This window comes from Catenuloplanes indicus (assembly GCF_030813715.1).
GTDB lineage: Bacteria > Actinomycetota > Actinomycetes > Mycobacteriales > Micromonosporaceae > Catenuloplanes > Catenuloplanes indicus.
In genome coordinates this window covers 8172825-8186084 of record NZ_JAUSUZ010000001.1, presented here as the reverse complement: position 1 = coordinate 8186084, position 13260 = coordinate 8172825, and the positions used below count along the sequence as shown (strand labels likewise).

The following is a 13260-nucleotide window of genomic DNA, read 5'->3' as shown; positions in this document are numbered from 1 at the left end:
TCATCAAAATATGCCGAAGCGGGTTGACCATGACGAGCGGAAGCGGCACATCGCCGGCGCGCTGCTGCGCATCGCGGAGGAGCGCGGCCTGCAGCACGCCAGCATGCGGGAGGTGGCCACGGCCGCGGGTGTCTCGGTCCGCCTGGTGCAGTACTACTTCCACACCAAGGACGAGCTGCTGCTGGCGTCGCTCGGCTATCTCGCCGAGCAGCTCGCCGACCGGATGAAGGCGCGCTTGGCGGCCACGATGGAGCCGCGCGAGTTCGTCACCGAGCTGTTGCTGGCCGTGCTGCCCACCGATCCGGAAAGCGTGCGCATCACGCGTACGTTCGCCGCCTTCTACAGCCTGGGTCTCGCCGAGCCGCACCTGAGCGAACAGGGCATGAACTACCCGAACGGCCTGGAACGCCTGGTCGCGTCACAGCTGCGCACGGCCGGGATCGCGGAGCCCGAGCTGGCCGCCGCCGGCCTGCTGGCGCTCACCAACGGCCTCGGCTCCAGCGTGCTCAGCGGCCAGCGCGACGCCGGCTCCGCGACGGCGGTCCTCCGCCACCACCTCGACCTGGTGTTCTAGGGCAGCTTCCGGGCGGCCCGGGCGTCCTCGGCCGCGGCCAGCACATCGGACAGCGTCGCGCCGGTCGACGCGGTGACCACCGCGGCCACGCCGCCTTCGACGAGGGGCGCGTCCGCCAGCCGCAGGTCGGTGCGGTCCAGGTCGTCCAGGACGGTCAGCGCGGTCAGCACGGAGCTGCCGATGTCGGCCAGCAGCAGCACGCCGTCGCCGTGGTCCGCGCGCGCGATCGCGCCGAGGATCAGCTCCTCGCTGGTGCCGAGACCGCCGTCCGCGGTGCCACCGGCCGTCTCGACCGGCACCACGCCCTTGCTCAGCTCGGTGAGGAGATCCCGGAGGCCGTCCACGAGCCGGCTGCTGTGCGAAACAAGCACTATCCCCACCATGCCGGGATCGTAACGCCTGGCGTTATCCGGGGCATCGGGAGAAGCTGATCGGTGGAAGGGAGCGCACCGATGAAGAAGTTCATCAACGACCCGGGTGACGTGGTGGCGCAGGCGCTGGCCGGTCTGGCCGCCGCACACCCCGAGCTGCGTGTAGACCCTGATAATCAACTGGTGATCCGCGGGGACGCGCCGGTCCGCGGCAAGACGGGCATCGTCTCCGGCGGCGGTTCCGGGCACGAGCCGCTGCACGGCGGTTTCGTCGGCCCCGGCATGCTGGACGCGGCCTGCGCCGGTGAGGTGTTCACCTCCCCGGTGCCGGACGCGATCCTGGCCGCCACGCGCGCGGCCGACGGCGGCGCGGGCGTGCTGCACATCGTCAAGAACTACACCGGCGACGTGCTCAACTTCGAGATGGCGGCGGAGCTGGCCGGCGACGAGGGCATCGCGGTGGAGACCGTGCTCGTCGACGACGACGTGGCCGTGCAGGACTCCACCTGGACCGCGGGCCGGCGCGGCACCGGCGCCACGCTGATCGTGGAGAAGGTGGCCGGTGCACTGGCCACGGAGGGCGCGTCGCTGAAGGACGTGGCCGCGATCGGGCGGCTGGTGAACGAGCGGTCCGGCTCGTTCGCGGTAGCGCTGACCGCGGCGACCACGCCCGCGGCCGGGCGGCCCGGTTTCGACCTGCCGGACGACGAGATGGAGGTCGGCGTCGGCATCCACGGCGAGCCCGGCCGGCGCCGCGCGAAGGTCACCCGGGCACACGACGTCGCGGCGTTGATGGTGGACGCGATCCTGACGGCGAAGCCGGGCGGCGGCGACGCGATCGTGCTGGTCAACGGGCTCGGCGGGACGCCGTTGATCGAGCTCTACGTGCTGTTCGGCGAGGTCTCACGACTGCTCGGCGAACGGGACGTCACGATCGCCCGGAGCCTGGTCGGCAACTACGTGACCAGTCTGGACATGGCCGGCGCGGCGCTGACGGTCTGCCACGCGGACGAGGAGATCCTGCGGTTGTGGGACGCTCCGGTCCGTACCCCCGGATTGCGCTGGGGGGTGTGATCGTGAACGTCGAACAGGCGCGCGAGTGGATCGCCGCGATCGCCGCCACCGTGGAGGCGGAGGCGGAGACGCTGACTCGGCTGGACTCCGCGATCGGCGACGGTGATCACGGTGCGAACCTGAAGCGCGGCTTCGCGGCCGTCCGGGCGGCGCTGGACGGGTTCGAGGCGCACACCGTCGGTGACGTACTGACCAAGACCGGCGCGACGCTGATCTCGAAGGTCGGCGGCGCGTCCGGGCCGCTCTACGGTTCCGCGTTCCGGGCCATGGGCAAGACGCTGACCAGCCCGGACGTGACCACGGAACAGCTCGGCGACGCGCTCGACGCCGGACTCGCCGCGATCCGGAAGCTGGGCGGTGCGCAGCCGGGCGACAAGACCATGGTGGACGCGTGGTTACCGGCGGTCGCGGCGTTCCGGCGGAAGGGCCCGCAGGCGGCCGCGACCGCGGCGGAGGAGGCCGCACGCGCCACCACCGACCTGCAGGCCCGCAAGGGACGCGCGTCCTACCTCGGTGAACGCAGCATCGGCCACCAGGACCCGGGCGCGACGTCGACCGCGTTGATCTTCCGGGCGCTGGCCTGACGTCGCGCCGGGCCGATTTTGCCGAAACGGCAAGGTTTCTTGCCGTTGCAACGGAGCCGGGACACCCTCGTTCCAGCGGAGAACGAGGAGGCAGGACCGTGAGAGAGCAGTACGACGTGGTGGTCATCGGCGGCGGGGCCGCCGGTCTGAGCGGTGCGCTCGCGCTCACCCGGGCGCGCCGCTCGGTGCTGGTGATCGACGCGGGCGAGCCGCGCAACGCACCGGCCGGGCACGTGCACAACTACCTGGGCCGGGAGAACACGCCACCGGCCGAGCTGCTGCGGATCGGCCGCGCGGAGGTCACCTCGTACGGCGGCGAGTTCCTGGACGCCACCGTCACCGACGTGACCGGCGACGCCGACCACGGTTTCGTCGTGACCACACCCGGTGCCCGGGTCCGAGCCCGGCGGGTGCTCGTCACCACCGGGCTCGTCGACGAGCTGCCGGACATCCCCGGGCTGGCCGAGCGGTTCGGGCGGGACGTGCTGCACTGCCCGTACTGCCACGGGTACGAGGTCCGCGACCGGGCGATCGGGATCATCGCGACCGGGCCGATGGCGGTGCACGGCGCGTTGCTCTGGGGCCAGTGGACCGGCGACGTCGCGCTCTTCCTGCACGACGGGTTCACGGTCACGGACGAGCAGCGCGAGCAGCTGGACGCGCGCCGGGTGCGGATCGTCGAGGGCCGGGTCACCGCCGTGGAGGTGACCGGTGACCGGCTGACCGGCGTCCGCCTGGAGTCCGGCGAGATCGTCCCCCGCGACGTGCTCGTGGTGCAGACCGGCGTGCGGCCGCGCGACGGGCTGCTGACCGGGCTCGGCATCGTGGCCGAGGAGAAGCGGATGGGCCCGGTGCCGATCGGCGCATTCGTCCCGGTCGCCCCGAACGGCGCGACCAGCAGGCCGGGCGTGTTCGCGGCCGGCAACGTGGTCGACCCGATGGCGCAGGTGATCGTGGCGGCCGGCAGTGGCCTGGTGGCCGGCGCCGCGCTCAACATGGACCTGATCGAGCAGGACACGCGGCGCGCGGTCGCGTTCCGGCGGCTCGGCGTGAGCGGCGACGACCCGGCCGAGCTCCACTCCCGCGACTACTGGGAGCGCAGGTACAGCGCGCACGGCCACCGGTTCAGCGGCAACCCGAACCCGCACCTGGTCAGCGACGTCGCCGGGCTCACCCCGGGCCGCGCGCTGGACGCCGGCTGCGGCGAGGGCGGCGACGCGATCTGGCTGGCGAAGCAGGGCTGGCGGACCACCGGCGTGGACATCTCCGCGACCGCGCTCACCCGCGCCGCCGAGCACGCGGCCGAGGCCGGCGTGACCGTCGCCTGGGAACAGGGCGACCTGGCCGGGTGGATCCCGGAGCCGGGCGCGTACGACCTGGTCAGCACGCACTTCGTGCACATGTACGGCGCTGCGGCCGAGGACCTGTACCGGCGGCTCGGGTCCGGCGTGGCGCCGGGCGGCACGCTGCTCGTGGTCAACCACAGCTACACCGACGTCGCGCAGGCGCCGCTGAACCGCCCGGACCTGCCCGAGATGTTCATGACCGCGGCACAGATCGCCGCCACCCTCAAGCCGGACGAATGGGACGTCCAGGTGGCCGAGGAGCGTTCCCGGGCCGCGCGGGGCACCACCGTGCACGACGTGGTGGTCCGGGCGAAGCGCCGCTGAACCCGGGCCCGGCGGGTTCGCACAGCTCTGTTTCGGCCGTGTGAACCCGCTGCTGGAGGCGCGTGTTCGCCCCCTGCGTGCGGCGGCCAACGGGCACAATCGACCCGACACCCAACGCTGAAGGCGAGGTCGGTTCGTGATCGCACGAGTCTGGCGCGGCTGGGTCCGCGCCCAGGACGCCGACGGCTACGACCGGCACTACCGGGCCGAGGTGCTGTCCACGCTGCGCGCCGTCAACGGTTTCGGCGGCGCCCGGCTGATGCGCCGCACGGTCGGCGACGAGGTCGAGTTCCTCGCCATCACGTACTTCGCCGACATGGACGCGGTGCACCGGTTCGCCGGTGACGACCCGGAGGCACCGGTGATCGCGGACGCGGTGCGCGCGCTGTTCGTCCGCTACGACACGCTCGTCCGCCACTACGAGGTCGACTTCGAGACCTAGGTCCCTCAGCCCGCGTCCCCGCGCGGCGCGTACATGATGACGGCCACGCCGGCCAGGCAGAGGGCCGCGCCGGCCAGGTCCCAGCGGTCCGGGCGGAACCGGTCGACGACCACGGCCCAGGCGAGCGAGCCGGCCACGAAGACACCGCCGTAGGCGGCCAGGATGCGGCCGAAGTTCGGGTCGGGCTGGAACGTGGCCACGAAGCCGTAGAGGCCGAGCGCGATCACGCCGGCCGCGATCCACCACAGGCCGCGGTTCTCCCGCCAGCCCTGCCAGATCAGCCAGGCGCCGCCGATCTCGGCCAGCGCCGCGAGGCCGAACAGCACCAGTGATCGCACGATGTCCACGCCCCGGACCGTACCCGGCGGCTGCCCGTGCCGGGCCCGCGGCTTCTACGATGGTCCGTTGACCGACCGCATTCCGGCCGCCGGAACGCAGTCGTGACCGTGCTGGTCACCGGCGGGTCCGGTTCCCTCGGCGCGCACTGCGTGGCCCGTCTGCTGCGGCGCGGGCACCCGGTGCGGACCACGGTCCGGTCGCCGGCTCGCGCCGACGCGGTCCGCGCCGCGCTCGGCGACCCGGCCGGACTGTCGATCGTGGTCGCGGACCTCATGTCGGACCACGGGTGGGACGCCGCGGTCGACGGGTGCGCTGCCGTGCTGCACGTGGCGTCGCCGTTCCCGGCGGGCGAGCCGCGCCGCGCGGCCGACGTGATCGGGCCGGCCCGGGACGGCACGCTGAGGGTGCTGCGGGCAGCCCGGGACGCGGGCGTCGGCCGTACCGTGGTGACGTCGTCGTTCGCGGCCGTCGGCTACGGCCGGCGGAACCCGGGCACGTGTTCACCGGCCTGACGTACCCGGACGCCTGGGGCAACTCCCCGATCCGCGACTTCGGCGCGTGGCGCCGGCACGCCCGTGCGGACGAGCAGAGGACCACCCCGCGGGTACGTGCGGCGCCTGGTCGCGTTCGACATCACCCGGTACAGCCGGGTGCGCGCCGCACTGCTCACGCCGGACCGCCCCGGCCCGCACCCGGCCGTGCTGCTGCTGCACGACCACGGCTCCCGCTTCCACATCGGCAAGGAGAAGCTCGTCGAACCGTGGTACGACGAGGCACGCCTCGCCTCCGCCCGGGAGTGGACGACCCGCCTGATGAGCGGCCGGTTCGTCGCCGACGAACTGACCGCCCGAGGCTACGCCGTGCTGGCCGTGGACACGCTCGGCTGGGGTGACCGGGCCGGGCTCACCTACGAGGCGCAGCAGGCGCTGGCCGGCAACCTCTACGGGCTCGGCTCCTCCCCGGCCGGCCCGGCCGCCCGCGAGGACGCCCGCGCGGCTGCGTTCCTGGCCTCGCTCCCCCAGGTCGACCGCGGCCGGATCGCCGCGCTCGGCTTCTCGATGGGCGCGTTCCGCGCGTGGCAGGTCGCCGCGCTCTCCGGCCACGTCTTCGACGCGGACATGCAGGAGGAGAGCTTCGCCTGGCTCGACGCGGCGCTGCGGCGCCCCCGCTGAGCGGCGCCCGCCCGCCGGGCGCGCTCACTCGCAGCCGACGCCGTCGCCGTCGCGGTCCAGGTGCGTGCCGTAGCCTGGCTGCCCCGCGTGGACTGGTGCCGCACCGGCGGCCCGCGCGGCGGAGCAGTTCGTGTAGTAGACGGCGCCGCCCCCGGGTCACCGGACCCACCGGAATCCCCACCGGACGAGGAACCGCCGCCCGACGAGGAACCGCTGCCGGAGGACGAGCCGCCACCGGCCGGGGGCGGCTCGCACACCGCGCCGTCGTCATCCGCGTCGAAGTACCAGATGTACTCCGGGTCGGTGCCCTCGCGGTACGGCCCGAGCCCGGCGGCGAGAACCTCCTCGCACGCAGCGGTGTCAGTTTTCGCAACGCATTCGCCTGATTACCCACGGGGAAGATCCTCCGGCGGCACGCCGGGGCGCGGCACCGGCCGACCGGATCGCGCACCGCACGCAGCTGACCCGGTATCCGCGCCTCAGCCCTCGTACCCTCGATCGATTGTGGACTTGGGGGGCCGAACGGCCGGGGTGTTCCGTATTGTGTGTGCACCCGATCCAGGAGGCGCCGTGTTCGAGACCGTGATGGGCATCCCGGCCCACCCGCTGATGGTGCACGCCGCGGTGGTGTTCGTGCCGCTGCTGGCCGTGCTGGCGATCGTGTACGCGTTCGTGCCGGTCACCCGTGCGCACACCCGCTGGGTGCTCGGCCTGCTGGCGATCGGCGCGCCGCTGTCCGCGCTGCTGGCGAAGCTGAGCGGGGACGCGTTCTACGCCCGGCTGGACGCGCAGGGCCGGATCAGCGAGGGTTACTACCCGCGACTCAACGAGCACAGCGACCTGGGCACCACCACGCTGCTCGTCTCGGTCGCGCTCGGCGTGATCACACTGGCGCTGGTCTGGTTCGTCCGGCCGCGGGACGGTTTCGCCGCGTCCAACCGGGTGCTCGGCATCCTGCTCGGCGTGCTCGCGCTGGCCGCGTCCGGCGCCACGCTGTACTACGTGATCCGCACCGGCGACACCGGCGCGAAGGCGGTGTGGGAGGGCCAGTGAAAACGGGGTATGCGGTAGCGACAGATCAGCCTTCGAAGGGATCATCCGCATGTCCGCAGTACCCGTGATCACGCTCAACAACGGCGTCGAGATCCCGCAGCTGGGTTTCGGTGTCTTCCAGGTGCCGCCGGAGGAGACGGTCAAGGCCACGCTCACCGCGCTGGAGACCGGCTACCGGCACATCGACACGGCCGAGGGGTACGGCAACGAGCGCGAGGTCGGCGAGGCGATCCGCGCGTCCGGTCTGGACCGCGCGGACGTGTTCGTGACCAGCAAGCTGCACAACCGGGCGCACGCGCGGGACGACGCACTGCGCGCGTTCGACGCGACCATGGACGCGCTCGGCTTCGACGTGCTCGACCTGTTCCTGATCCACTGGCCGCGCCCGGCCGAGAGTGACTACGTGGCGACGTGGCGAGTGATGGAGGAGATCCACCGGACCGGCCGGGTCCGCGCGATCGGCGTCTCCAACTTCCAGGTGCCGCACCTGGAGCGGATCCTCGCGGAGACGGAGACCGTGCCGGCGGTCAACCAGATCGAGGTGCACCCGTACCTGACGAACGAGGCGGTCCGCGCGTTCGGCCGGGCCCACGGCATCGTCACCGAGGCGTGGTCGCCGATCGCGAAGGGCGAGTGCCTGAACGACCCGGTGCTGGTCCGGATCGCGCAGGCGCACGGGAGGTCCACGGCGCAGGTGACGTTGCGCTGGCACGTCCAGCGTGGCGACGTGATCTTCCCGAAGTCCGTGACGCCGTCCCGGGTCGCGGAGAACTTCGACATCTTCGGCTTCTCGCTGACCGACGCGGAGATCGCGGAGATCGTCACGCTGGACCGCGGTTACCGCACCGGCCCGGACCCGGACACGTTCGCCTGACGGCCCGGCGGAGAAGTACCGGCGGCAAGCCGGCGGCGACTACCCGCCCGCCGGGACCGGTGGCACCCGGGCGAGGATCCCGGTGACGTCCGCGGCCGCCGGCAGCGTGCCGAACGCCAGCCCGCGGTCGCGGTCGAGCCGGGACGCACAGAACGCGTCCGCGACCGCGGGCGGCGCGTGCCGGACCAGCAGCGCGGCCTGCAGCACCAGCGCCATCCGCTCGACCAGCCGGCGCGCGCCGAACTCCGTCGCGGCCGCCAGCTCGGCCCGCACCGCGGTCCACGCCGCGTCCAGCCGCCGGTCCGCGCCGGCGGCGAGCGAGACCTCCGCGGCGTACGCGTCCAGCGCGGACGGGGACCGGGACAGCGCGCGCAGCACGTCCAGCGCGTTCACGTTCCCGCTGCCTTCCCAGATGCCGTTCAGCGGCGCGTCCCGGTAGAGCCGCGGCAGGCCGGACTCCTCGACGTACCCGTTGCCGCCGAGGCATTCCAGCGCCTCCGCGACCGCGACCGGGTGCCGCTTGCAGATCCAGAACTTCGCCAGCGCGGTCGCGACCCGCGCGAAGTCCCGTTCGCCGCGATCCACCGCGCCCGCGACCCGGAACGCCAGCGCGGTCGCGGCCTCCGACTCCAGCGCCAGGTCGGCCAGCACGTTGCGCATCAGCGGCGCGTCGAGCAGCGGCCGGCCGAACGCGTGCCGCCACCGCGCGTGGTGCACCGCCTGGACCAGCGCGGCCCGGATCCCGGCCGCCGAGCCGACCGCGCAGTCCAGCCGGGTCAGCGACACCATCTCCAGGATGGTCCGCACGCCGCGGCCGGGTTCGCCGACCGGCCACGCGACCGTGTCGTCGAACTCCGGCTCCGCGCTCGCGTTGCTCCGGTTGCCGAGCTTGTCCTTCAGGCGCTGGATCCGGAACGTGTTGCGGGTGCCGTCCGGCAGCACCCGCGGCAGCGTGTGGCCGGACTCGACCGTGCTCCACACGGACATCGCGGCCGCGCGGGCCACGTGCGCGCCGGGCCGGGGCGACGCCCACGGCGCACCGGCCAGGCCCGCGGCCACGCCGGTCTCCATCAGCCGGTGCCAGGACGGGTGGAAGCCGACCTCGTCGATCCGGTGCCCGTAGCGGTCGTGGGTGCGCAGCACCGGCGGGAACTCGTTCGCCTCCACGCCCCAGCGCTGCGCCTCGGCCGCGCCGGCACGCCGGCCGAGCGCGCGCAGGTCCGGCAGTGACCAGCCGGCGCCCTCCCGGTCGAGCGCTTCCTCGAGCACCGGGTCGGCGCTCACGTCGTACCCGTGCAGGGGTGGGGGCTGGTTCGTGACCTCGTGTGTCGGCGTCATGCACCCGACGTTATGCCGTGTGCCGCCGGGCACGCACGGCCGCGGCATCCGGCATGATCGCCGGGTGCATCAGATCGCCGTACTCGTGCAGGAGGGCGCCAAGCCGCTGGACGTCGGCATCCCGGCGCAGGTCTTCTCGAATCGGCCGAGCATGCCGTACGAGGTGCGCGTCTGCGGTCCCGCGCCGGGCCTGGTCACCGGCGGTGACGGGTTGTCGTACCACGTGGCCGAGGGCCTGGACGCGTTCGACCGTGCCGACACGATCTTCATCCCGGGCTACCGGGAGCCCGCCACCACGGAACCGTCGCCCGAGGTGGTCGAGGCACTACGGCACGCCCACGCCCGCGGCACCCGGCTGGCCGCGATCTCCACCGGCGCGTTCGCGCTGGCCGCGACGGGTCTGCTGGACGGCCGCCGGGCCACCACGCACTGGCATTACACGCGCGCGCTCGCGGAACGGCACCCGTCGATCCGGGTCGACGAGAACGTGCTGTTCGTGGACGAGGGCGCGGTGCTCACCTCGGCCGGTGCGGCGTCCGGCATCGACCTGTGCCTGCACCTGGTCCGCCGGGACCACGGCGTCGGCCTGTCCAACCACGTGGCCCGGCGGCTGGTCGCGGCGCCGTACCGCAGCGGAGGTCAGGCACAGTACGTGCCGCGCAGCGTGCCGGAACCGCTCGGCGACCTGTTCGCCGGCACGCGGGAGTGGGCGCTGGCGCACCTCGACGAGCGGCTCACGCTCGAGGTGCTGGCCCGCAACGCGCGCGTCTCCGCGCGCACGTTCTCCCGCCGGTTCGTCGAGGACACCGGGTACACGCCGATGCAGTGGGTGCTGCGGGCCCGCGTCGACCTCGCCCGTGAGCTGCTGGAACGCAGTGATCTGAGCGTCGAGGCGATCGCCCGGCGGGTCGGTCTCGGCACCGGCGCGAACCTGCGCCTGCACTTCCACCGCATCCTCGGCACGTCGCCGTCCGAGTACCGCCACACGTTCTCGGACCTTTAGCGACCCGGTGGCGGCATTGGCGGGATCCTTGCGGGCCATGGCGTTCCGGTCGCTGCCGTGGCCGGGCGCGAACCCGCAGCATGGAGGCATGACACGCATCGCCGTCAACGGATTCGGCCGTATCGGACGCAGCTTCCTCCGCGCACTCCTCGACCGGGACAGCAAGCTCGAGGTGGTCGCGATCAATGATCTCACCGCCCCGTCCGCCCTCGCCCACCTGCTCAAGTACGACAGCACGCTCGGTCGTCTCGGCCGCCCGGTCGAGGTGGACGGCAACACGCTGATCGTCGACGGCCACCGGATCACCGTGCTGTCCGAGCGCGACCCGGCGAACCTCCCGTGGCGCGACCTCGGCGTGGACATCGTGCTGGAGTCGACCGGCCGGTTCACGTCCGCGGACGCGGCCCGCGCGCACCTCTCCGCAGGTGCCTCGAAGGTGCTGGTCAGCGCGCCCGCCTCCGGCGCCGACGTGACGCTCGCCTACGGCGTCAACACCGGGGCGTACGACCCGGCGCGGCACACGATCGTCTCGAACGCGTCCTGCACCACGAACGCGCTCGCCCCGCTGGCCGCGGTCCTGGACGACCTGGCCGGCATCGAGCACGGCTTCATGACCACGGTGCACGCGTACACGCAGGAGCAGAACCTGCAGGACGGCCCGCACCGCGACCTGCGCCGCGCCCGCGCCGCCGGCGTCAACATCGTGCCCACCACGACCGGCGCCGCGAAGGCCATCGGCCTGGTCCTCCCGCAGCTGGACGGCAAGCTCTCCGGCGACTCCATCCGCGTCCCGGTCCCGGTCGGCTCGATCGTCGAGCTGAACACCACGGTCGCCCGCGACGTGACCCGCGACGAGGTGCTGGCCGCCTACCGCCGGGCCGCCACCGAGGGCGCGCTGAAGGGCATCCTGGAGTACGCCGACGAGCCGCTGGTCTCCGGCGACATCACCGGCAACCCGGCGTCCGCCATCTTCGACGCCGCCCTCACCCGCGTCGACGGCCGCCACATCAAGGTCGTCGCGTGGTACGACAACGAGTGGGGCTTCTCCAACCGCGTGATCGACACCCTTGAGCTCCTGGCCGGCTGACCCCCTCGTCAGAGGAGCAGCGCGAGGCGGTGGCCGGAGTCGCTGAGGTGGTGGGCCTCGGGGCCGGCGGCGAGCGGGAACGTACGGTCCACCGGGAGGCGGAACTCGCCGCGTTCGAACAGGCCGGCGGCCTCGGCCAGGCCGTGCCAGGCGCGGCGCGGCGCGTCGGTGGTGAGGCTGAGCGCGCCGGTGTCGCCGGACGGGCCGGACGTGACCACCCGGTCGGCGGCACCGGCCAGCGCGATCAGGTCCGGCGTCAGCGTCCCGGCGGCGTCGAACACGCAGTCGATGCCGTCCGGGACCAGCGCGCGGGCCACCTCCGGCGCGGCGACCGGCGTGATGCCGAACCCGCGCAGCAGGTCGTGTGCGTCCGGCGCGGCGACGCCGGCCACCAGCAGGCCGCGGGCGCGGGCGAGCTGCGCCGCGGCCAGGCCGACCGCACCGGCCGCGCCGGTGATCAGGAGGACGTCGCCGGGCGCGGGGCGCAGCGTCTCCAGCGCGCGCAGCGCGGCCTCCACCGCGCTGGGCAGACCCGCCGCGTCGGCCCAGCTCATCGCGGGGGGTTTGCGCGCGAAGTGGGTCAGCACCGCGTGTTCCGCGCAGGCGCCGCCGGGCGCGATGCCGAACACCTCGTCGCCGATCCGGTAGCCGCGCACGTCCTCGCCGACCTGGTCGACGACGCCGGCCGCGTCCAGGCCGGGGATGCGCGGCAGCGGTACCGGCGGCGTGGCACCGGCGCGGATCAGCGAATCCGTGCGGCTGACGCCGGCGGCGCGGACCGCGATGCGGACCCGCCCGGGGCCGGCGTGCGGTGCGGGCGTCTCGACGACGCTCATCACCTCGGGCGGTCCGAACTCGGCGAAGCGCAGAGCTTTCATGACGGCACCTCGATCAACCGGCGGAGGGGCGCCGGCCGCCCAGCGGCCCGTTACAGACCGGCCGCAGCGCTGTTTCGCCACGGTAACACCGCAGCTCTACCGTTCCGCGTCGGCCCAGGCCGCGAGTTCGGCGCGGGCGGCGGGTTCGGCGCGGGCGCTCGGCGCTGCCGGAGACGTGGAAGCCGCGAAGCACCGGTTCGCGGCCGAACCCCTCGCGGAACATCCCGGGAGCGGCGCGGCGGACGACGAGGCCGGCACCGCGGCGAGCGCGGCACCGGCCGGACCACGGCGAGAACCCTTCGCAAAAACAGCGATGCTGATCGATGTCAGGACACCGTGCAGGTGCCGCCGTTGACGGTGAACTCCGTCGGCTCGACCCGCCAGTTCGAGCCCTTGATCTTGAAGCCGAGCGACACCTCACCGTCCTCGTCCACGACCTTGTTCCACTCCTTGTGCCGTCCGATGACCTCCCGGCCGTTGACCGTGACCTCCACGCCGTAGGCGCCGCCCGCGTACGACTGCCCCTCCGGCAGCACGAACGCCAGCGTCCAGCCGTTGATCTGATAGTCGCTGGTGTTGGTGATCACCAGGTAGACGTCGAAGACCTCGCCGCCCTGGGTCGGCCGGTAACTGATGTTGCAGGGCTCTCCCGCGGCTGCGGCCGACGCCGGCACCGCCGGGAGGATCGCGGCCAGACACGCCGCCACCAGTGTGGCGATTCCCCCTCGCACGTTCCGTACCCCCAGTTTCTGTCCTATTTCCACACTGCGATCTATCGTTTCAATGGCAGCGTCGACCCGC

The 13260-nt window shown here is 73.3% G+C and carries 16 protein-coding genes and 2 pseudogenes; 11 read left to right on the top strand and 7 right to left on the bottom strand.

Features of this window, described 5'->3' with window-relative positions:
* Positions 1-10: 10 nt before the first annotated feature.
* The gene (locus J2S42_RS36710) at positions 11-574 is read left to right on the top strand and encodes a TetR/AcrR family transcriptional regulator (RefSeq protein WP_307246825.1); all 564 of its coding nucleotides are present in this window, start codon (positions 11-13) and stop codon (positions 572-574) included.
* Here the strand turns inward: J2S42_RS36710 and dhaM are convergent.
* Positions 571-957, bottom strand: a complete 387-nt coding sequence (gene dhaM, locus J2S42_RS36705) for a dihydroxyacetone kinase phosphoryl donor subunit DhaM (RefSeq protein WP_307246823.1) — start codon at positions 955-957, stop codon at positions 571-573. The two genes, J2S42_RS36710 and dhaM, sit on opposite strands and share 4 nt — an antisense overlap.
* Before the next feature lie 69 nt (positions 958-1026).
* On the opposite strand from dhaM, the gene dhaK reads away from it, so the two are divergent.
* From dhaK to J2S42_RS36685, 4 genes are all read left to right on the top strand, one after another.
* Entirely contained in the window at positions 1027-2019 is a 993-nt protein-coding gene (gene dhaK, locus J2S42_RS36700) for a dihydroxyacetone kinase subunit DhaK (RefSeq protein WP_307246821.1), read from the top strand.
* Positions 2020-2021: 2 nt separating this feature from the next.
* The gene (gene dhaL, locus J2S42_RS36695) at positions 2022-2603 is read left to right on the top strand and encodes a dihydroxyacetone kinase subunit DhaL (protein WP_307246820.1); all 582 of its coding nucleotides are present in this window, start codon (positions 2022-2024) and stop codon (positions 2601-2603) included.
* Between the two features lie 98 nt (positions 2604-2701).
* Positions 2702-4273 (top strand): bifunctional NAD(P)/FAD-dependent oxidoreductase/class I SAM-dependent methyltransferase, encoded by a 1572-nt coding sequence (locus tag J2S42_RS36690; RefSeq protein ID WP_307246818.1) that lies wholly within the window; start codon positions 2702-2704, stop codon positions 4271-4273.
* 136 nt (positions 4274-4409) lie between these two features.
* Complete coding sequence (locus J2S42_RS36685) at positions 4410-4715, top strand: antibiotic biosynthesis monooxygenase (RefSeq protein ID WP_307246816.1); 306 nt, start codon at positions 4410-4412, stop codon at positions 4713-4715.
* 5 nt (positions 4716-4720) lie between these two features.
* Here J2S42_RS36685 and J2S42_RS36680 read toward each other — a convergent pair whose 3' ends face one another.
* Positions 4721-5062, bottom strand: coding sequence for a YnfA family protein (locus J2S42_RS36680; protein WP_307246814.1), 342 nt, complete (start codon positions 5060-5062; stop codon positions 4721-4723).
* Positions 5063-5155: 93 nt separating this feature from the next.
* On the opposite strand from J2S42_RS36680, the gene J2S42_RS36675 reads away from it, so the two are divergent.
* Together J2S42_RS36675 and J2S42_RS36670 are read left to right on the top strand one after the other, a co-directional pair.
* Positions 5156-5566: an NAD(P)H-binding protein gene (locus tag J2S42_RS36675; protein WP_307246812.1), complete on the top strand. Its 411-nt coding sequence runs from the start codon at positions 5156-5158 to the stop codon at positions 5564-5566.
* Between the two features lie 96 nt (positions 5567-5662).
* Positions 5663-6226: a dienelactone hydrolase family protein gene (locus tag J2S42_RS36670; RefSeq protein ID WP_307246810.1), complete on the top strand. Its 564-nt coding sequence runs from the start codon at positions 5663-5665 to the stop codon at positions 6224-6226.
* Positions 6227-6250: 24 nt separating this feature from the next.
* Here the strand turns inward: J2S42_RS36670 and J2S42_RS36665 are convergent.
* Positions 6251-6349, bottom strand: a pseudogene (locus tag J2S42_RS36665) (excalibur calcium-binding domain-containing protein); the annotation flags it as partial.
* Positions 6350-6486: 137 nt separating this feature from the next.
* A pseudogene (locus tag J2S42_RS42060) lies at positions 6487-6567 on the bottom strand (excalibur calcium-binding domain-containing protein); the annotation flags it as partial.
* A gap of 229 nt (positions 6568-6796) precedes the next feature.
* On the opposite strand from J2S42_RS42060, the gene J2S42_RS36660 reads away from it, so the two are divergent.
* Both J2S42_RS36660 and J2S42_RS36655 read left to right on the top strand, forming a co-directional pair.
* Positions 6797-7279 carry a DUF2231 domain-containing protein gene (locus J2S42_RS36660; RefSeq protein WP_307246808.1) on the top strand — a complete coding sequence of 161 codons (483 nt, stop codon included), beginning with the start codon at positions 6797-6799 and terminating at the stop codon, positions 7277-7279.
* A gap of 49 nt (positions 7280-7328) precedes the next feature.
* Positions 7329-8153, top strand: coding sequence for an aldo/keto reductase (locus tag J2S42_RS36655; RefSeq protein WP_307246806.1), 825 nt, complete (start codon positions 7329-7331; stop codon positions 8151-8153).
* A gap of 39 nt (positions 8154-8192) precedes the next feature.
* Here J2S42_RS36655 and J2S42_RS36650 read toward each other — a convergent pair whose 3' ends face one another.
* Positions 8193-9491 carry an acyl-CoA dehydrogenase family protein gene (locus J2S42_RS36650; RefSeq protein ID WP_307246804.1) on the bottom strand — a complete coding sequence of 433 codons (1299 nt, stop codon included), beginning with the start codon at positions 9489-9491 and terminating at the stop codon, positions 8193-8195.
* 64 nt (positions 9492-9555) lie between these two features.
* Here J2S42_RS36650 and J2S42_RS36645 point away from each other — a divergent pair, with 64 nt between their 5' ends.
* Positions 9556-10494, top strand: a complete 939-nt coding sequence (locus tag J2S42_RS36645; RefSeq protein ID WP_307246802.1) for a GlxA family transcriptional regulator — start codon at positions 9556-9558, stop codon at positions 10492-10494.
* 88 nt (positions 10495-10582) lie between these two features.
* A complete protein-coding gene (gene gap / locus J2S42_RS36640) occupies positions 10583-11581 on the top strand; it encodes a type I glyceraldehyde-3-phosphate dehydrogenase (protein ID WP_307246800.1) in 999 nt (332 codons plus the stop codon).
* 8 nt (positions 11582-11589) lie between these two features.
* Here gap and J2S42_RS36635 read toward each other — a convergent pair whose 3' ends face one another.
* Both J2S42_RS36635 and J2S42_RS36630 read right to left on the bottom strand, forming a co-directional pair.
* Positions 11590-12459 (bottom strand): NADP-dependent oxidoreductase, encoded by an 870-nt coding sequence (locus J2S42_RS36635; RefSeq protein ID WP_307246798.1) that lies wholly within the window; start codon positions 12457-12459, stop codon positions 11590-11592.
* A 326-nt stretch (positions 12460-12785) separates the two neighbouring features.
* Positions 12786-13190, bottom strand: a complete 405-nt coding sequence (locus J2S42_RS36630) for a cellulose binding domain-containing protein (protein WP_307246796.1) — start codon at positions 13188-13190, stop codon at positions 12786-12788.
* Between the last annotated feature and the right edge of the window lie 70 nt (positions 13191-13260).